This is a genomic window from Chryseobacterium sp. 22543 (genome assembly GCF_052044565.1).
In the GTDB taxonomy this organism is placed as follows: Bacteria; Bacteroidota; Bacteroidia; order Flavobacteriales; family Weeksellaceae; genus Chryseobacterium.
This window is the reverse complement of the sequence record NZ_JBQENH010000001.1, coordinates 35,227-52,924: the sequence shown is the minus strand read 5'-3', so window position 1 is coordinate 52,924 and position 17,698 is coordinate 35,227. Positions and strand designations below refer to the sequence as shown.

Annotated in this window: 21 protein-coding genes; 14 read left to right on the top strand and 7 right to left on the bottom strand. The window is 37.5% G+C overall.

The genetic code is table 11. The features are described 5' to 3' along the window. Position 1: 1 nt before the first annotated feature. From ACTJIP_RS00300 to ACTJIP_RS00275, 6 genes are all read right to left on the bottom strand, one after another. Complete coding sequence (locus ACTJIP_RS00300; RefSeq protein WP_428168936.1) at positions 2-775, bottom strand: DUF1223 domain-containing protein; 774 nt, start codon at positions 773-775, stop codon at positions 2-4. 367 nt (positions 776-1,142) lie between these two features. Beyond that, on the bottom strand, positions 1,143-1,907 hold the full coding sequence (locus tag ACTJIP_RS00295; RefSeq protein WP_440703936.1) for a LytR/AlgR family response regulator transcription factor: 765 nt from the start codon (positions 1,905-1,907) through the stop codon (positions 1,143-1,145). Continuing rightward, the gene (locus ACTJIP_RS00290) at positions 1,888-2,901 is read right to left on the bottom strand and encodes a sensor histidine kinase (protein ID WP_440703935.1); all 1,014 of its coding nucleotides are present in this window, start codon (positions 2,899-2,901) and stop codon (positions 1,888-1,890) included. The genes ACTJIP_RS00295 and ACTJIP_RS00290 overlap by 20 nt, the downstream gene beginning before the upstream one ends. A gap of 75 nt (positions 2,902-2,976) precedes the next feature. Further along, complete coding sequence (locus ACTJIP_RS00285) at positions 2,977-3,420, bottom strand: hypothetical protein (RefSeq protein WP_440703934.1); 444 nt, start codon at positions 3,418-3,420, stop codon at positions 2,977-2,979. Next, positions 3,417-4,397, bottom strand: a complete 981-nt coding sequence (locus tag ACTJIP_RS00280) for a heme-binding domain-containing protein (protein ID WP_440703933.1) — start codon at positions 4,395-4,397, stop codon at positions 3,417-3,419. Before ACTJIP_RS00280 ends, ACTJIP_RS00285 begins: the two co-directional genes overlap by 4 nt. A gap of 171 nt (positions 4,398-4,568) precedes the next feature. Beyond that, entirely contained in the window at positions 4,569-5,315 is a 747-nt protein-coding gene (locus ACTJIP_RS00275) for an SDR family oxidoreductase (RefSeq protein ID WP_175627241.1), read from the bottom strand. Positions 5,316-5,415: 100 nt separating this feature from the next. On the opposite strand from ACTJIP_RS00275, the gene ACTJIP_RS00270 reads away from it, so the two are divergent. After that, positions 5,416-5,751: a winged helix-turn-helix transcriptional regulator gene (locus ACTJIP_RS00270; RefSeq protein WP_180563990.1), complete on the top strand. Its 336-nt coding sequence runs from the start codon at positions 5,416-5,418 to the stop codon at positions 5,749-5,751. Positions 5,752-5,985: 234 nt separating this feature from the next. Here ACTJIP_RS00270 and ACTJIP_RS00265 read toward each other — a convergent pair whose 3' ends face one another. Continuing rightward, positions 5,986-8,205: an NADP-dependent isocitrate dehydrogenase gene (locus tag ACTJIP_RS00265; protein ID WP_428168935.1), complete on the bottom strand. Its 2,220-nt coding sequence runs from the start codon at positions 8,203-8,205 to the stop codon at positions 5,986-5,988. A 357-nt stretch (positions 8,206-8,562) separates the two neighbouring features. On the opposite strand from ACTJIP_RS00265, the gene tpx reads away from it, so the two are divergent. The 13 genes from tpx (at position 8,563) to ACTJIP_RS00200 (ending at position 17,698) form a co-directional block, all read left to right on the top strand. Continuing rightward, positions 8,563-9,063 (top strand): thiol peroxidase, encoded by a 501-nt coding sequence (tpx, locus tag ACTJIP_RS00260; protein WP_077416481.1) that lies wholly within the window; start codon positions 8,563-8,565, stop codon positions 9,061-9,063. A gap of 84 nt (positions 9,064-9,147) precedes the next feature. Continuing rightward, a complete protein-coding gene (locus tag ACTJIP_RS00255; protein WP_077416483.1) occupies positions 9,148-9,723 on the top strand; it encodes a Crp/Fnr family transcriptional regulator in 576 nt (191 codons plus the stop codon). 67 nt (positions 9,724-9,790) lie between these two features. Beyond that, complete coding sequence (locus tag ACTJIP_RS00250) at positions 9,791-10,480, top strand: alpha/beta hydrolase (protein ID WP_077416484.1); 690 nt, start codon at positions 9,791-9,793, stop codon at positions 10,478-10,480. A gap of 86 nt (positions 10,481-10,566) precedes the next feature. Next, on the top strand, positions 10,567-10,914 hold the full coding sequence (locus ACTJIP_RS00245) for a VOC family protein (RefSeq protein WP_180563988.1): 348 nt from the start codon (positions 10,567-10,569) through the stop codon (positions 10,912-10,914). A 9-nt stretch (positions 10,915-10,923) separates the two neighbouring features. Then, positions 10,924-11,328 carry a glyoxalase superfamily protein gene (locus ACTJIP_RS00240; RefSeq protein WP_219072872.1) on the top strand — a complete coding sequence of 135 codons (405 nt, stop codon included), beginning with the start codon at positions 10,924-10,926 and terminating at the stop codon, positions 11,326-11,328. 7 nt (positions 11,329-11,335) lie between these two features. Further along, positions 11,336-12,169 carry a helix-turn-helix domain-containing protein gene (locus ACTJIP_RS00235; RefSeq protein ID WP_440703932.1) on the top strand — a complete coding sequence of 278 codons (834 nt, stop codon included), beginning with the start codon at positions 11,336-11,338 and terminating at the stop codon, positions 12,167-12,169. 48 nt (positions 12,170-12,217) lie between these two features. Next, positions 12,218-13,348, top strand: coding sequence for an FAD-dependent oxidoreductase (locus tag ACTJIP_RS00230; RefSeq protein WP_428168932.1), 1,131 nt, complete (start codon positions 12,218-12,220; stop codon positions 13,346-13,348). 78 nt (positions 13,349-13,426) lie between these two features. Further along, positions 13,427-14,638 (top strand): DUF763 domain-containing protein, encoded by a 1,212-nt coding sequence (locus ACTJIP_RS00225; RefSeq protein WP_219072869.1) that lies wholly within the window; start codon positions 13,427-13,429, stop codon positions 14,636-14,638. Positions 14,639-14,908: 270 nt separating this feature from the next. Further along, positions 14,909-15,499 carry a Crp/Fnr family transcriptional regulator gene (locus tag ACTJIP_RS00220; protein ID WP_219072868.1) on the top strand — a complete coding sequence of 197 codons (591 nt, stop codon included), beginning with the start codon at positions 14,909-14,911 and terminating at the stop codon, positions 15,497-15,499. A 77-nt stretch (positions 15,500-15,576) separates the two neighbouring features. Beyond that, positions 15,577-15,984, top strand: a complete 408-nt coding sequence (locus ACTJIP_RS00215) for a VOC family protein (protein ID WP_440703931.1) — start codon at positions 15,577-15,579, stop codon at positions 15,982-15,984. Between the two features lie 96 nt (positions 15,985-16,080). After that, positions 16,081-16,491 (top strand): VOC family protein, encoded by a 411-nt coding sequence (locus ACTJIP_RS00210; RefSeq protein WP_077416499.1) that lies wholly within the window; start codon positions 16,081-16,083, stop codon positions 16,489-16,491. Between the two features lie 35 nt (positions 16,492-16,526). Then, the gene (locus ACTJIP_RS00205; protein ID WP_440703930.1) at positions 16,527-16,988 is read left to right on the top strand and encodes a hypothetical protein; all 462 of its coding nucleotides are present in this window, start codon (positions 16,527-16,529) and stop codon (positions 16,986-16,988) included. Between the two features lie 209 nt (positions 16,989-17,197). Beyond that, entirely contained in the window at positions 17,198-17,698 is a 501-nt protein-coding gene (locus ACTJIP_RS00200) for a DinB family protein (RefSeq protein WP_440703929.1), read from the top strand.

The window sequence follows — 17,698 nt, the reverse complement described above, 5'->3', positions numbered from 1 at the left end:
GTTATTTGAAAGCTGTTTTTGCAGACCCTGATATCTCTCCTGTTTTTTGGTTTTGAATAAAAGCTATGACTTCCCAGTTTTCAGCAGAAAAACCATTCGGAAGCTGAAATGTTGTTGTTCCTTCCATTTGTTTATTCAATGAGATCTGATTTTGCTTGTGAACAATCTGCCAATGGTGCAGATGGTGACCCTCATTTTCACCTTTTCCTACCTGAGTAGAAGAATGTTTTTCAACCAGATTAATGAGAAGTGTATTTTTAGGATCGGTGCCCGATGTTTTATATTCTACATTGATGCCCTTTTGAGAAACGTTTGCCGTTAATGCTATATTTGTTTTTTTAGAATTAAATAGAGCTTCCCGGATTGCGTTTTTAATATTGTTTTCATCAGATCCTACAAATTCTGTTTTTCCATTGACAACCAACTGAGGCGTATAAACCTGTGAATTTAAGATACGGCTGTATTGCTGTTGTCGTTGGGAGTTATCTGCAGTACTGAATCGGTCTTTCCATCCAAGACGGTTCCAGTAATCCACATGGTAGGAGAGTAGATAAACGGGCTCATCTTTATATTCCTTCCCGATTTTGCCCATTAGTTCATCTGCCGGAGGACAGCTGGAGCAGCCTTCTGACGTGAAGAGTTCCAAAACAGCAAAACCATTTTCTGTGGTTGGATGTTGTGCTGTCTTTTCTGGTTTATCCTGATAAATAAATGCTGAAGTAGCAAATAATAACGCAGTGAAAGCACTTACTGTGATTAAGTTTTTTAGTATCATGTCTTTTAATTTGATTCAAAAGTAGATACTCTGGGAAGGCAGAAGAATACAAAAAAGGTTTAACCGGACAAATTAAAAGGTGAATCAGGAAATTGTGAGGGGAAGGATTTTAAGGCTGGAAGCTGGAAGTGGGAGGCTGGAAGTTTTTGGGGTGTGAAAAGGAATAGCGTTTTATTTTTTTTAGATATAAGCAGGAAGAAACTTAAGAAATTGATACAACCAAATAAAGAATAAAAAAGAAAACCCTGATCATATCAATCAGGGTTATAATGTATTTCAAAAGAGTTCTATTTCTTAGAATGACTGCAAGTACTTCCAGCTTCCAGCCTTTCACTTCCAGCCTTTCACTTTCAGCCTTTCAACTCCTCTATCTATCTTCCAGCCAGGTAAAGAAACTATGAGTCTTTTCTTTATTAATAAGAAGTTTTTCAGGTGTTTCAACAGTAAGTTTCACCAGTATTTTACGTTGAAAATAATGTTCCATCTCTTTAATAGCTTTGAAATTAACCAAATATTGTCTGTTAACCCTGAAGAATTGTTTATCAGAGACCTGTTCCGCAACTTGTCCCAAAGGCTGACTAAGGGAAAACTGCTCTTTGCCGAAGGTTACCAGATGGGTTATTTCATTATGGATATAAAAATAGGCAATGTCTTCCGTAGGAATCGTTGTATATTTTTGATTTTTAAATACCAGAAAATTACTCTTCCCGGCAGAAGCAGGCTGGTTGATTTTTTGTATCAACAGTTCCAGATCAGGAAGGTCATTCTTCTGAAAGAATTTTTTTAATTCGTCAACCTTTCTCAGAGCTTCAGCAATATCTTCTTTAGAAAATGGTTTTAAAACATAATCAACGCCTTTACTCTTAAAAGCATCCAGCATATACTGATCAAAGGCTGTACAGAAAACCACCGGGCATGTAATGTCCACTGATTTGAAAATCTCAAATGAAAGTCCGTCCGAAAGCTGGATGTCCATAAAAATGAGATCGGGTTTCACGTCTTTCAAGCCTTCAATACTTGTTTCGATACTGTCGTAAACCCCCAGTATCTTAGAATCCGGTTTTAAATCTGAAATTAAATTCTGAAGGGATTTTGCAGCCCTGAATTCGTCTTCAATAATGATGATATTCATGAATTAATGGTAGTTTTATCTGAAAGTTTTTTTCGTCTGAGTTAATCGTAATTTCCTTTTCCAGTAAGTGTTTGTAACGCATTTTAATATTATCAAGTCCCACTCCCAGAGAATCTTCAGTATTCATCTTTCGCTGTATAGGATTCTCAATCACAATTTGATCATCAGCGGTATATATTTTAATGTGCAGAGGTTTACTTTGCGAAACAATATTGTGCTTGATGCAGTTCTCTACCAAAAGCTGAAGCGTAAAAGGAGGAATAAGGGTTGGGTCAGTTTCTTTTCCGAGATCGTTGGTAAACTTAATTCCTTCACCAAAACGTGCTTTTTGAAGAAAAAGATAAGCGTCTACTATTTTCATTTCTTCCTGAACACTGATCAGGTCCAGTTTTCTGCTTTCAAGTGTAAATCGGTAAAAATCAGAAAGTTTTACAATGAAATCAACCGTTTCTTCGTCATGTGTTTCTGCCATTAATTTTAATGTATTCAAACTGTTGAAAAGAAAATGCGGGTTGATCTGTTGTTTTAATAATTCATACTGAGCTCCTAAATTGTCACTTTTTACCTTCTCCAGTTCAAGCTGTATCTGCTGGCCTGTATAGTTATTCTGAAGCAGTGTCAAAGACATATAACATACCAGATTGATTAAAATTCCTCTTACTTCAACCATTAGCATTACCGGGCCGAAATTGATATGAGATAAAATAAGCTGCTGAATCCAGGCAAGTCCAAACATAATTATCATCCCGAAAGCCAGTACGACCATCAATCTTGAGTAGGAAATCTGCTGTCTCCGTTTTGCGGTACGATTTAACATATAAATGTTGGCATACCACATGATGATGGAAAATGCTGCGGTAATAGCTGAGTTGACTATCGCTTCTTTCCAGTTGAATTCATGATAAGCAAGCTGAGGAACAGAAGATAAAATACCCAGAAAAATAGAACTTATCCAGATAATGGCTTGTGAAATTTTTATTTTTTGCTGTTGCATGAAATCTGCTGATTTGAAAAGGTTAAATTAATGCTTTTTATTGAAAATATTATGATAAATAGTGAGGGACATCTGTTATGGTCTGCTAACAGGACGGTAGCTCATGAAGTACTTTATTCTTTCTTCTTTATCAGGAGAACTGCTTTCTGTAAGATCATCTTTAACAGCATAAGAAATATTTCCCGACTGATCGGTCTGAACTGTTTCGATACTTACCAATTCACCTGTGATGGTACCGCCAATATATTGAGGATTGTCGTGATATTTCCAGGTCACCAGTTTCATAACAGCACCAACTTCCGGTGTCTGGCTTTCTTTCGATAAAGATTCCAAAGCTTTTTCATTGCCGTATAAAGCGGACATTGTTTCTTTTTTAGGATTTAAAGAATTGGAAATGAATTTAAGATGGCCGGGGTCAAAAACAACCCTTGAAAGTCCATTATCTTTATCGTTATTTTCTTTGCTGCAAGAGGTAAGAGCAACAAGGCTCACCAGTAAAATCAGGATGGTATTTTTCATTTTTTTTGTAAATTTTGGATTAATCTTTGTGTATTTACTTTCATCGGAACATCAAAAAGATAGCCTGTTTTTTCTGCGAGCTGTCTGTGGCAGGCGATGCATGATTCTTTAGCAAAAGATGCAGTTTTTCCTGTAGGATGAAGATCATCTCCGGAGAATTTTGCAAATCCCCAGCCTTCAGTATCTTTATATTGATGGGAATCTTTTACCATAAACTGAGCATTGATAAATTTTCCAGGTCTGATTTCCCCGTTAGAAAGTTCTTCCTGTTTCCATACGGATTTTACGACAATACTTCCGTCTGGCCATGGATGAAAGTTTTCTGTTTCTACAGCTTTTACAGCAATATCATTTCCGTAGATGACACGGATGGATTTGTCAAACAGCGTACTCATACTGATCACTTTCCAGTTTTTAAAATCAGGAGTGTACTGAACTCCATTGGGTGAAACCGGAAAATTTGTGGGAGCTGAAACAAAGGTAGTGGAAGAGGGTTGAGGTTCATTCTTATGTTGTGCTGCCGGATTTACTGAAGATAATGAAAGTGTATATTTTTTAATGATTTCAATATCTTTTGGGGTAATCTTAGCAGATGGATGCATAAGAGTGTATTCATGAAGAGGCATTTTTCCGCTTTGCATCATATTAAGAATTGCATACATATTTCCCTGATGTTCAGCAGGAGATAGTTTTTCCCATTCTGAAAAATTCAGGACTTCCCGGGCTCTCCTGATGTCTTTATTCACAGCCCAGGAAACAGGGGCAATTTTATCATACCAGCTGAGGTTTTGCTGATTGGAATGACAACTAAAGCATGAGTTTTCAAGAATACTGATCACTTCCCTTGGTGCTTCAATTTTTCCTGTAACAGGTTTTCCTTCCAGGGGGTTGCTGAATAGCTGCAACCCTCCGAAGATTCCTAGTATAGCCAGAAATACGATAGCAATGGGATTTCTTTTTTTCTTTACGGTATCCATAATGAGTATTGTTTTTATTTCTGGATCAAAAGTAAATGGATGGTATATGCCGCGAAACGGAAAACAGGCTTAACCGGACAAATCAAAAGGTGAATACAGAATTTTAAGTCCCGAAAATATACAAGAAAAATCCCGGTAATTATGTTACCAGGATTTGATTAAATCTATTATTTATAAAGTAATACCGCCGTCTATCACAATTTCGGTTCCGGTGACGTAACTTGAAATCTGATCATCTGACAAATAGGTAACCAGTTTGGCAACTTCTTCAGCGGCTCCCATTTTCTTCAATGGAATCTGGTCTATGAGATGATTTTGAATATTTTTTAAAGTTTCTTCATCAAGACCGGCTTTGCTCATAATCTCGGTTTTTATAGGACCGGGGCTTATCATATTCACCCTGATTTTTCTTGGAGCTAATTCTGCCGCTGCCGTTTTTGCAATCGAGTTCAATGCGGCTTTACTTGCCTGATACGCTGAACTGTTGGGTTTATAAGTAGAAGCCACAATAGATGATAAAAATATGACAGAAGCGCCGTCATTCAATAAAGGAATGAATTTGCTTAATGTAAAATATGCACCCCTGAAATTGATGTTCATCACCTGATCAAAATTTTCGACATCCATATTCTCAATTGGAGTCAGGCTTCCTGTAATTCCTGCGTTAATAAACAGGATATCTATTTTCCCGAACTGTTTCTCTACTTCTTCCTTTAAAAGATCAATATCATTAAGGTTTGCCTGGTCTGCGATGAAAGGAATGGCTCCAAGTTCCTGAGCGGCTTTTTCTACAGCTTCCTTTCGTCTTCCTGTGATAATAACCGTTGCTCCTTCTGAAATAAGTTCTTTTGCGGCAGCGAATCCTATTCCGCTGTTTCCTCCTGTTACGATAGCCAGTTTGTTACTGAATTTTTTCATTGTAAAATTTTTGACAAAGTTATTTCAAAACGGTATACTTTTGTAATCAGTATCACAGAGTATACCGGTATCATTCATGATATCACTTAACTTTGCAACTATGGAAAGAGATCAGACAGAAGAACTTAGAGCCTTACAGGATACCCTTTATTTTATCGGAGGGAAATGGCGAATTCCTGTGATCAATTCACTTTGTAACGGGAACAGACGTTTCAGGGAAATTGAAAGGAGTATTCCCGGAATTACCACCAGAATGCTTTCAAAAGAACTGAAAGATATGGAAATGAATAAACTGTTAAAACGTACCGTTTACCCGGAAACTCCCGTTTTAATAGAATATGAACCCACAGCATACTGCAGAACCTTTGGAAATATCATCCAGGAAATGATCAATTGGGGCAGAGAGCATAGGAGAGTGATTGTGGAGGATAGGTAGGTGAGATGGCAGATATTAGGTTGCAGGTGATAGGTTGTAGGGATTAGGGATTAAGGAGTTGCCGATGTTTACCTTGATGAGTAAGTACGTGTTTATTATTCCCCTCCTTCGGAGGGGTGGCGAAAATTCAAAGAATTTTTGACGGGGTGGTTTTAAATTGCGAATAGTAATAATCCTTCCACAAAAAAAGCCCCTTTAAAAAAAGGAGCTTTTTATCTATATCAAAACGAAAAATTAGATTCCGTCAATAATTTCATTTAAAACTGTACTAGGTCTCATTGCTGCATATGTTTTATACGTATCAGTTTTGTAGTATCCTTCAATGTTCTGAGGTTTACCCTGAGCACCTATTAATTCTGCATTGATTACCTCTTCGTTTTCCTGCATTACCTGTGCAACAGGAGCAAACTTAGCTGCCAATTCAGCATCAGCAGTCTGGTTAGCCAACGCTTCAGCCCAGTACATTGCTAAATAGAAGTGAGAACCTCTGTTGTCGATCTGACCTACTTTTCTTGCAGGAGATTTATCTGTAGCTAAGAACTTAGCATTAGCTTCATCCAATGCATCAGCTAAAACCTGAGATTTTGTATTTCCCTGAGTTTGTGCCAGGTGCTCTAAAGAAGCCTGAAGTGCTAAGAATTCACCTAGAGAATCCCATCTTAAGTATCCTTCTTCTAAGAACTGCTCAACGTGTTTCGGAGCAGAACCTCCGGCGCCTGTTTCAAATAAACCACCACCATTCATCAATGGAACGATAGAAAGCATTTTTGCAGAAGTACCAAGCTCAAGGATTGGGAAAAGGTCAGTTAAATAATCTCTCAATACGTTTCCGGAAACAGAAATAGTGTCTTTACCTTCTCTTGCTCTCTTCAACGTTTCAGTCATGGCATCTTTTACATCAAGAATTCTGATGTCAAGACCTGTTGTATCATGATCAGCAAGATATTTCTCTACTTTTTTGATGATTTCTCTATCGTGAGCTCTTCCTTTGTCTAGCCAGAAGATAGCCGGAGTATCAGATAATCTTGATCTGTTTACCGCTAATTTTACCCAGTCCTGGATAGGAGCATCTTTTGTCTGACACATTCTGAAGATATCATCTTTTTCTACTTTTTGAGAAAGAAGAACGTTTCCAGCTTCATCCTGAACTTCTACAGTTCCGTCAGCAGTTAATTGGAAAGTTTTATCGTGAGAACCATATTCTTCAGCTTTTTGAGCCATTAAACCTACGTTTGGAACAGATCCCATTGTTGTAGGGTCTAATTTTCCGTGCGCTTTCATATCGTCAATTACAGACTGATAGAAACCAGCGTAAGAACGGTCCGGAATGATACACACTGTATCTTCTTCGTTTCCTTCTTTGTTCCACATTTTACCTCCGCCTCTTACAAGAGCAGCCATAGAGGCATCAACAATGATATCAGAAGGTACGTGGAAATTCGTAATTCCTTTGTCAGAATTTACCATTGCCACTCTAGGTCCTGCAGCAAGAGCTTTTTCAATATCAGCTTTGATATCAGCTTCCTGAGCATTTCCTTTGATTTTATCAAAAAGATCAGCAAGACCGTTATTTGGATTGATGTCTAAAGACTTGAAAGTCTCAGCATATTTAGTAAATACTTCTTTGAAAAACGTCTCAACGATAGCTCCGAAAATGATAGGATCAGAGATTTTCATCATCGTAGCTTTAAGGTGGGCAGAAAGAAGTACATTTTTTTTCTTAGCTTCCTCAATCGCTTCCTGAACAAATGCCTTTAATGCATTTAAGTTCATTACAGAAGAATCAATTACTTCACCAGCCTGAAGACCTGCAAAATCTTTTAATACAGACTCAGAACCGTCGTTTCCTTTGAATACGATTTTGTATTTTGTAGCGTTTTCTAATGTTGTAGAAGTTTCTGTACCGTAGAAATCACCATTGTTCATGTGAGCTACGTCAGTTTTGCTGTCAGATGCCCAGTCACCCATTCTGTGAGGGTTTGCTTTTGCATAGTTTTTAACAGCTTTTGGAGCACGTCTGTCAGAGTTTCCTTCTCTTAATACGGGGTTTACAGCACTTCCTAATACTTTAGCATATTTAGCTTTGATTGCTTTTTCATCATCATTTTTAGGTTCTGCAGGATAGTTTGGAACGGCGAAACCTTTACCTTGTAGTTCAGCGATTGCTGCATCCAGTTGAGGTACAGAAGCAGAAATGTTAGGTAGCTTAATGATATTAGCGTCAGGTTGAGTTGCCAGTTGGCCTAGTTCAGCCAAAGCATCACCTATTTTCTGGTCGTCTTTTAAAAACTCAGGGAAGTTGGCAAGAATTCTTCCTGACAAAGAAATATCCGGAACCGAGATTTCGATATCTGCTGATTTTGTGAAAGCTTTTACAATGGGTAAAAACGAGTGAGTAGCAAGCATTGGAGCTTCATCAGTAAGTGTGTAATAGATTTTTGATTTTTCTGACATTATACTGTTATTTTTTATTTGAAATTTTAAGTCCCACAAATTTAGTAAATATCATTGTTTTATTTAGGATATTTCCATAAAAAAGTGGCTTTTATATCTTTAATTTTATATCTGTGCAATTGTATTGCTTCCGGATGTGCTGCCATTAATTCTAAAAATAATTCTATTATTTCAGGTATTGAACTTTTGCAGTCTGAAGCTTAATTTTTTTAGGAGCGCAGGTGTGTAAGTAATTTTGTTTGAAAACCGATGAGCAGGTGAAAAAGTTTTATTTTCACTTTAAGATTAATTTAACCATAATAAGTCGGGAAAAATTTTCTTTTTTGATTAAATTTGAAAAACTAAAAAAATAAAATTATGTCCACGACAATCACTTTAAAAGGAAACGAAGTACACACAATAGGAGCATTACCATCTGTAGGAACCACAGTAAAAGATTTTGCATTGGTAGATTCAGGGTTAGCGGTAAAAACGCTTGAAACTTTTGCAGGAAAGAAAAAAGTATTCAATATTTTCCCAAGTATTGATACGCCTACTTGTGCTGCTTCTTCAAGAAAATTCAATGAAGAGGCTTCAAAACTTGACAATACAGTAATCATCAATGTTTCAAAAGACCTTCCATTCGCTTTAGGAAGATTCTGTGCCGCTGAAGGGTTGAATAATGTTGAAACACTTTCAGATTTCAGAAGCAGCTTTGGAGATGATTATGAAGTGACAATCGCAGATTCTCCTTTGAAAGGGTTATTGAGTCGTGCCGTGATCGTTACAGACGAAAACAACAAAGTAGTATATACGGAACAGGTTCCGGAAATTGCTGACGAACCTAATTACGATGCAGCTCTTGCAGCATTGAAATAATAGAAATAATTTTTGTAGAAAAGCCTTGTGAATGTAATTTTTGCAAGGCTTTTTTTGAATGTAAAATCTAATCAACAACACCAAATGATGCAAGACCATTACAAGAAATACGGAGAACTTTTTCAGGTAGATTCAGATCATTTTAAAGAATTCTACGCTTTACTTCATGATACAGTACTTTTAAAATCTGACTTTTTTCTGAAGCAGGGAGAAAAATGCAAATATCTGGGCTTTATCAAAAAAGGAACCATCAGGTCTTTCTATATCAATGATCAGGGACGTGAAATCAATTTTGGATTCTATTTTGAAAATGAATTTTTTACCGATTATGAAAGCATACTTTGTGATACAGTCTCCAATATGAATATTCAGGCGCTGGAAAACTGTGAAATATTATTGTTGAGTAAAGATCATCTGCAGAATCTATATAAAAAAGAAGCCTATTGGCAGCAGTTTGGGAGAATGATGAGTGAAAAGATTTATCTGGATGCCAAGAAACGGATCGACGACCTGCTGTGTTTTTCCCCTGAAAACAGATACCTTAATCTTGTAAAAAAACAACCTGCTCTTTTTCAGAAAATCGCTCAGAAATATATTGCCAGTTACCTTGGTATAACAGAACAGTCACTCAGCCGTATAAGAAGCCGTATTGTAAATTAACTTAAGTTAACTTCCACCGACATTTTATACCGTAGCTTTACCATTATCAAATTTTAACACAATCATTATGGAACAAAAAGATTTAACCATTATTTTGGTACACGGAGCATGGGGAGACGGATCACACTGGCAATACGTGATTCCTTCGTTGACAAAAGCAGGATATAAAGTAAGAAGTGTTCAGAACCCATTAACGTCGCTGCAGGATGATATTAATAAGACAAAAGACCTTATTGATGCCCAGGAAGGGAAAGTGCTTTTAGTTGGACATTCTTATGGAGGAGCCGTTATTTCAGGAGCCGGGCACCATGATAAAGTAGCCGGATTGGTTTATATTGCTGCTTTTGCACCTGATGCCGGAGATAGTTTGGGATCTCTGTTAGGAAGAAGAGAATCACCGGGTGGAGCAAGCATTTATCCTGATAACAAAGGTTTTTTATGGATTAAATACAATGAATTTAAATCTGCTTTCTGCCAGGATTTAGATGATGAAAAAGCACTGGTTATGTCATTATCGCAAAAACCTATTCATGGTCAGTGTTTTGGTGATGTTGCGGGCGAACCGGCATGGAAAACACGCCCAAGTTGGTATCAGATCTCATTGCAGGACCGTATGATCCCTGCAGAAACTGAAAAAGAAATGGCAGAGCGTCTTGAACCTAAAAAAATAATCTCTCTGGATGCAGGACATGCTTCATTGGCATCACATCCTGAAGAAGTTACCCAGTTGATTTTAGAAGCGGCAGCTTCCATTTAATACAAGATACAATACAATAATTTATTAAGCCTTGTGAAATTTTATGTAATTTCACAAGGCTTTTTTTAATGAAAAACTAGTGCAAAATGGTAAAAAGAATTGTAGCCAATATCAAAACGGATGATCTTTCCAAAGCCAATCAGTTTTATCAGGATATTCTGGAACTGGATGTTCTGATGGATCATGGCTGGATTAAAACATTGGGAAACGATGAAGAAGCAAAAATTCAGATCAGTTTTGCCGAACAGGGAGGAAACAATACAGAAGTTCCCGATCTTTCCATTGAAGTAGATAATGTAGATGAAATCTATGACAAAATGAAAAATGCCGGTTTTGAAATTACTTATCATCTAACCGATGAAGACTGGGGAGTCCGCAGATTTTTCGTTAAAGATCCATTTCAGAAAATGATCAATATCTTGTCTCACCAATAAAAACATACAATGAAAGCAGAACGTATTATTCCTATACTAAGAATCTTTGACTATCAGAAAACAAAAGAATTTTATGTAGACTGGCTGGGATTCGTGATCGTTTGGGAACATTATTTTGATGAAAATACTCCCGTTTATATGGAAGTGAAAAGAGAAAATATCATTTTCCATTTAAGTGAACATCACGGAGATGGAACGCCCGGAACAAGGATTGCGGTCTGGGGTGAAGGCGTTCCGGAATATCATAAAGAACTTATTGACAAAAAATATAAATATAACCGTCCCGGACTTGAAAAAACGTTTTACGGATCCGTATCGTTTACTGTAATTGACCCTTTTGGAAATAAAATTACCTTTGAAGAAGAATATAATGAAGCAAAACATAAAGATCTGAAACTGTACTCTCACGATTAATAAAGCAATGTTTTCAAATATACATCAGGAGTTTGCAGTTCCGGAAGAACTTAGGGATACCATTAAATGTTTTTGGTATAACAGAAGAGACTATGGTGAACAACAGTCTGGATTTACGGTGATGCCGGATGGTTATGCCGAGATCATCTTTCATTTTGGAAGTGGATGCAGTATTACCCATCAGGGAATTTTACAGGATTTACCTTCTCCGTTCATTATGGGACTGCTCAATCAGCCTGCTCTTTTTCATGCTCAAAACCAACTGGAAATTATCGGGATCAGGTGTTTTCCATGGGCTGTTTTTGATTTGTTGGGACTGTCATCAGAAAAAACTGAAAACGGAGTCCATACATTTGAACATCCCGTTGTACAGCTTCAAACTATATTGAATGATCTCATCAATCAGAGGAAAATAGAGGAAGCTGTCTCTCAGGTAGAACAATATTTTCTGAAATTACATTCACAGATTACAATAGACAGTCTGCTCTTCAAAGCAGGTGCTGCCATGAGAAAAAATAATGGAGCGATCCCTGTCAATCAGGTGGCAAATTCAGCCCATACAACAGTCCGTACGCTGGAAAGAAAATTTAAGCAGTCTTCCGGTCATACCGTAAAGGATATATCCGGAATTATGCGTTTTGAACAGATAAGAAACCGTTTGTGGCACGCTCCGGAAGCTTCAATTGCTGCACTCGCACAGGAATTTGGATATACAGACCAATCACATTTAAGCAGAGAATTTAAACGGTACAGTGGTATAACACCTGCTGCTTTGGCACGGGAAGCCAAAAAAAGAAAACAAATCTTAAGCAATGATTTTGTCGCATTTGTACAAGCGTGATACCATTGCATTCCGGAATTTTGTACTATAATAAATACATTAAAAATTATGGTACTGAATCATAAAAAAGCAGCAATTATTGGCGCTGGGCCTGTAGGTTTAACCATGGCCGTTTTATTACAGCAAAAAGGTGTTGAAGTAAAAGTCTATGAAAGAGATGTCAATGCACAGACAAGAGTTTGGGGCGGCACATTGGATCTTCATAAAGAATCAGGACAGAAAGCTATGAAAAAGGCTGGATTGTTGGATAAATATTATGAGATGGCGCTGCCTATGGGAATCAAAGTTTCTGATGAACACTGCAATATACTTTTTACGAAAGAAATCACCCCTGAAAATCAATATGACAACCCGGAAATCAACAGAAATCATTTAAGAGAAATATTATTGGATAGTCTGGCGGATGATACGGTAATCTGGGATATGAACTTTACAGGGATGGAAGAAAATAACGGCAAATGGTTGCTTCACTTTAAAGACAAACCCGATGTAACTGTCGATCTTGTCATCGGTGCCAACGGTGGAATGTCCAGAGTAAGAAAATATGTGACAGATACGGAAGTGGAAGAAACCGGAACTTTTATTATCCAGGGAGATGTCCCTCAGCCTGAAAAAACTTGTCCTGAATTTTTCGAATGGTGTGACGGAAAAAGACCAATGGCTGCTTTTGAAGGCAATTTATTGGTAGCTAATCCTTTTAATAATGGAGCTTTGACTTATGGAGTCATATTCAAAAAGCCCGAAGAATGGAAAGATGGCTGTACCCTGGACTTTCAGAATACAGAACAGGTTCGTCAGTTTCTCGCCAAAAGATTCTCTGCATGGAATGAACTGTACCAGCAGTTATTCCTATCAACCTCCTTTTTTGTAGGGCTGCCAACAAGGAAGATCCCATTAGACCAACCCTGGAAAGACAACCGCTCTTTGCCTGTAACACTTATTGGTGATGCTGCTCATCTGATGCCGCCTTTTGCAGGACAGGGAGTAAATAGCGGGTTGATGGATGCTTTAATTTTATCAGAAAATCTAATAGAAGGAAACTATCAAAGCATAGAGGAAGCTATTGATGCTTACGAACAAAAAATGTTTATCTACGCTAAAGAAGCACAGGAGGAATCCAGTAAAAATGAACTGGAAATGCGTGATCCCGGTTTTTCTTTTACAAGCCTTATCCAATAATTGTAATAGTAGAATTAATGATCCGGATCATTAAATAGTAAGGGGAATAAAACTTAACTTTACATTTTTAAAAATATAATGAAACGTTCCGGAACAGCAGATTTACCTCTTCACTATGGCAAAGTACCGCCATGGCTGTATGAACGTATGTCTGTGCTGGGACTTTCCATTATTGAAGTCATTCTCATGGATTACGGTAAAGATGAGGTATTGCGTCGATTGGCAGATCCTTTCTGGTTTCAGAGTTTTGGAGCGGTAATGGGAATGGACTGGCATTCTTCAGGCATTACCACTTCTGTCATGGGAGCGCTGAAACGTTCCATTAATCCCAATTCGCAATCGCTGGGACTTTATATCTGTGGTGGAAAAGGAAAGCTTTCCAGAGAAACGCCTTCAGAGTTAATCAGAATTGCAGATAAAACCGGACTTAACGGAACAGATTTGGTAAGAGCCAGCAAACTTTCTGCGAAAGTAGATAATACGGCCATTCAGGATGGGTATCAGTTGTATTTGCACAATTTCATTCTTTCAGATAACGGAAACTGGAGTGTTATTCAGCAGGGAATGCATGAATCGGATGGAACAGCAAGACGATATCACTGGCATTCCGAAAACATCACTTCATTTGTAGAGCAGCCTCACACAGGAATCAACGGAATTTCAAGAGGAAAGATTCTTAACCTTACCGATACTGAAGCTGCAGAGAATAGAAAAGGAATTTTAGATATTTCCCATACCGATTCCGGAGAAGTGATGAAAGATTTTGCAAGATTGATTCTTCCTGCCCATCATGACGTTCAGGCTTCCGATGTGGATCTGAAACGCCTGGGAGCTCTTTTATATGTTACCCGGGAACAGCAGCCACAGAATTTTGAAGATTTGCTGCTGCTGGAAGGAGTAGGACCAAGAACCATGCAGTCATTGGCTTTGGTAAGTGAAGTAATTCATGGGGCACCGTCAAGATTTGCCGATCCGGCAAGGTTTTCCTTTGCTCATGGGGGTAAAGACGGACATCCTTTCCCTGTGCCTGTCAATACCTATGATGAAAGTATCAGCATTCTCAGAAGAGGAATAGAAAAGTCCAAACTGGGAAATTCTGATAAGCTAAACTCTTTAAATAAACTTCACCAGATCGTTGCCGAAGCAGAAAAGGACTTCACTCCGGATTTTGATATCCAGCAGGTCATTGAAGAAGAAAGACAAAACTCCTGGCGCTTTGGCGGAAAAACCGTATTTGGAGATGCTCAGAAACCCAGCACTCCAAAATCCATACAACTTTCTCTATTTTAAAAAATATCTCCTGTAAAAAATCTACAATTACTATCATCGGCAAATAGTTATTCCCATCCTTTGGAGGGGTGGCAAAAATTCTTTGAATTTTTGCCGGGGTGGTAAAATAGTATTTTTTAAATAGTTGTTTAAAAAATATCAGTCTGTAAATCTCTTTCATTTCAGTGTAGTATGTGTCATTTTATAAAAGTGCTGAGTTCTTTGTTTAATGTTTTTTGCTCTTAATTCAATTAAAAATTTTACTTTTAAAGACTTAAAAAATTGACACCAATGACCAATAAGGCTTTAGAAACCTGCTATGATTTTCCCTTCTTCTTCCCTGAAGAGCTTGCTGAAATATTTCAGGCTCATGAAAAAACATCTTTCCAGAAAGGTGATTTCATTCTTGAAGAAGGAAAAACAGCCAATGAATATTATATTCTTGAAAACGGATTGGCGCGTTCCTATGTTAATGATTTCAACGGAAATGAAGTAACCACTCATTTTTTCGTAGAGAATGAAGTGATTATTGAAGTTTTGTCAATGTTTCAGCGAGTTCCGTCTCAGGAAAATATCGCTTGTATTACAGATTGTGAATGCTGGAGGCTGGATTATGATACGTTTCAGGAATTGTTCCATAAAATCCCAAATCTCAGGGAATGGGGAAGATCATGGATGTCTCAGGAGCTTTTTGCCTACAAACAGCGGTCCGTAGAAATGTTCACGCTCTCAGCAACCAGAAGATACCTTAATCTGCTGGAACAAAAATCTAAAGTCATACAATTTGCACCATTGAAGCAGATTGCTTCCTATCTGGGAGTTACAGACACCTCCTTAAGCCGTATTCGCAAAGAAATAGTTTCCCATCCTAAGAAAAATTAAATCTTGCCTTATGACAAGTTGATTTTCATTGCACCTTGGTAATTTTGGATTACAAATTAACACTAAAATTATAAAAAATGAAAGTCAATCAAATTTATGTGAACCTTCCTGTAAAAGATGTACACAAAACAAAAGAATTCTGGACCAAGGTAGGTTTTTCGATTAATGAACAATTCTCTGATGATAAAGCAACCTGTGTTGTGTTGAATGATACCATCTATGTGATGTTTCTGCAGGAGGATTATTTCATGACCTTCACCAATAAACCTGTTGCCAAAGAGAATACCAGTCAGGTTCTTGTAGCAGTAGGGCTGAACAGCCGTGAAGAAGTAGATAAAGTAGTGAATACCGCTGTAGACAACGGAGCGTGGCAGCATGAAGAACCTCAGGATTACGGATGGATGTATCAGAATTCTTTCTGGGATCTGGACGGGCACGGCTGGAATATCACTTTTGCCAATCTATCTCAAATGCCAACAGAATAATTAAATCCAAATAAAAATTAAATCTTGTCCTATGACAAGCACATTCTTACCGTATCCTGGTAATTTTGAACTACAATCACCACTAAAATTTACAAAATGAATATTAATGATATTTACGTCAATTTACCCGTAAAAGACGTACAAAAAACCAGAGAATTCTGGACAGATCTTGGCTTTTCTATCAATGAACAGTTTTCAAACGATAAGGCAATATGTGTAGTAATGAAGAAAGATCATATTTACACGATGTTTCTGAAAGAGGAATTTTTCCAAACCTTTACCAACAGGCCTTTTGCTAAAGGAGATACCACACAGGTACTTCTTGCCATTGGGGTGAACAGCCGGGAAGAAGTAGATCAAATGGTAAAAACAGCCATTGGAAACGGAGGCTCAAAATATGGTGAGCCTGTAGATTACGGATGGATGTATCAAAGCAGTTTTGCTGATATCAATGGCCATCAGTGGGAAGTAATGCATGGAGATGTATCTCAGATGCCTGCAGAATAACATTATCATTCACTTATTAATTAAATACATATCTAATGGAAGCAATATCAAACGATATAGAATTAATAAAGAATCAGATTGTAAGCAACTATCAGGTGATTTTTTTGAATATTGACGGCATTACCCATGAAGAATCTATGATTTTTCCTAATGGTGAAGCCAATTGTATGAATTGGATTCTGGGGCATTTAATCCATATCAGAAATCCCTTTCTTAATATTCTAGGCGAAGAATCCGTTTGGGACAGTGAAAAGTTTTCATGCTATAACAGAGGGGAAATTCCTTTGGAACGGAAAGATGAATTGGTCAGCTTTGAAGATTTAAAATCCTATTTGAAACAATCTCAGGAAAGGCTGGAAATAAAACTCGGTATTCTTACGAGCTTTAAACCTGAAATGGTTAATGATATTTCAACGCTAAGCCTTCATGAGATTTACCACAGCGGACAACTGGGTTATCTCCGCAGAATTTTAGGAAAACCGGGCGCTATAAAATAAATTCCTTGCTTTGCTCGGAATGACAAATGAACTGTCAAATTTTTCCATGCTATTTTTAGAAGAGTACAACTTTATCGAAGATAAAATCTTCGCGCCTTAAAAACACACAGCTTCTAGAAACCTTGTGCCTTTGCGTTTATCCGACCCTTTACCCTTTAATTTCTAACTTCTAATCTCTAATTAAAATGAACACACCAAAATCAAAAAAAATGGAACTCGTTATTCCGGCTTACAGAATGCATTCCCAAAGCTTTATGAATGTTTTGGACGGCATTTCGGAAGAAGACGCGTTGAAAAGAATTGAAAATAAAACCAACCATATTGTATGGATGGCAGGAAATTTTGTTAACATGCGCTATGGCTTAGGCTGGGTGCTTGGAATACAGGAAGAAGATCCTTACAGTGACTTGTTTTTCCAGGGAAAAGCATTGGATGAAAGCTTTAAATATCCAACTTTAACTGAATTAAAAGAAAACTTTCATAAAATTTCTGCTAAAGTATACCAAAGACTTTATGAAGTAACTGATGAAGAACTGGATGAGATATTTGAAATAGGAATGAATATTCCGTTTATTAAAGAGACAAAACTCAATTTTGTCGGAATGTGTATCGGCCGTGAAGATTATCTCTGCGGGCAGATAGGCCTGATGCGCAGAATTCTGGGTTATCCCGGAATGAAGTATGATGTGGACGAAAATCTTAAATATTAA

Bases quoted from the DNA above. Each gene is read 5' to 3' on its own strand.
- ACTJIP_RS00300 (WP_428168936.1), bottom strand. From the start codon at position 775: ATGATACTAAAAAACTTAATCACAGTAAGTGCTTTCACTGCGTTATTA.
- ACTJIP_RS00295 (WP_440703936.1), bottom strand. From the start codon at position 1,907: ATGAATATCATCATTATTGAAGACGAATTCAGGGCTGCAAAATCCCTT.
- ACTJIP_RS00290 (WP_440703935.1), bottom strand. From the start codon at position 2,901: ATGCAACAGCAAAAAATAAAAATTTCACAAGCCATTATCTGGATAAGT.
- ACTJIP_RS00285 (WP_440703934.1), bottom strand. From the start codon at position 3,420: ATGAAAAATACCATCCTGATTTTACTGGTGAGCCTTGTTGCTCTTACC.
- ACTJIP_RS00280 (WP_440703933.1), bottom strand. From the start codon at position 4,397: ATGGATACCGTAAAGAAAAAAAGAAATCCCATTGCTATCGTATTTCTG.
- ACTJIP_RS00275 (WP_175627241.1), bottom strand. From the start codon at position 5,315: ATGAAAAAATTCAGTAACAAACTGGCTATCGTAACAGGAGGAAACAGC.
- ACTJIP_RS00270 (WP_180563990.1), top strand. From the start codon at position 5,416: ATGGAAAGAGATCAGACAGAAGAACTTAGAGCCTTACAGGATACCCTT.
- ACTJIP_RS00265 (WP_428168935.1), bottom strand. From the start codon at position 8,205: ATGTCAGAAAAATCAAAAATCTATTACACACTTACTGATGAAGCTCCA.
- tpx (WP_077416481.1), top strand. From the start codon at position 8,563: ATGTCCACGACAATCACTTTAAAAGGAAACGAAGTACACACAATAGGA.
- ACTJIP_RS00255 (WP_077416483.1), top strand. From the start codon at position 9,148: ATGATGCAAGACCATTACAAGAAATACGGAGAACTTTTTCAGGTAGAT.
- ACTJIP_RS00250 (WP_077416484.1), top strand. From the start codon at position 9,791: ATGGAACAAAAAGATTTAACCATTATTTTGGTACACGGAGCATGGGGA.
- ACTJIP_RS00245 (WP_180563988.1), top strand. From the start codon at position 10,567: ATGGTAAAAAGAATTGTAGCCAATATCAAAACGGATGATCTTTCCAAA.
- ACTJIP_RS00240 (WP_219072872.1), top strand. From the start codon at position 10,924: ATGAAAGCAGAACGTATTATTCCTATACTAAGAATCTTTGACTATCAG.
- ACTJIP_RS00235 (WP_440703932.1), top strand. From the start codon at position 11,336: ATGTTTTCAAATATACATCAGGAGTTTGCAGTTCCGGAAGAACTTAGG.
- ACTJIP_RS00230 (WP_428168932.1), top strand. From the start codon at position 12,218: ATGGTACTGAATCATAAAAAAGCAGCAATTATTGGCGCTGGGCCTGTA.
- ACTJIP_RS00225 (WP_219072869.1), top strand. From the start codon at position 13,427: ATGAAACGTTCCGGAACAGCAGATTTACCTCTTCACTATGGCAAAGTA.
- ACTJIP_RS00220 (WP_219072868.1), top strand. From the start codon at position 14,909: ATGACCAATAAGGCTTTAGAAACCTGCTATGATTTTCCCTTCTTCTTC.
- ACTJIP_RS00215 (WP_440703931.1), top strand. From the start codon at position 15,577: ATGAAAGTCAATCAAATTTATGTGAACCTTCCTGTAAAAGATGTACAC.
- ACTJIP_RS00210 (WP_077416499.1), top strand. From the start codon at position 16,081: ATGAATATTAATGATATTTACGTCAATTTACCCGTAAAAGACGTACAA.
- ACTJIP_RS00205 (WP_440703930.1), top strand. From the start codon at position 16,527: ATGGAAGCAATATCAAACGATATAGAATTAATAAAGAATCAGATTGTA.
- ACTJIP_RS00200 (WP_440703929.1), top strand. From the start codon at position 17,198: ATGGAACTCGTTATTCCGGCTTACAGAATGCATTCCCAAAGCTTTATG.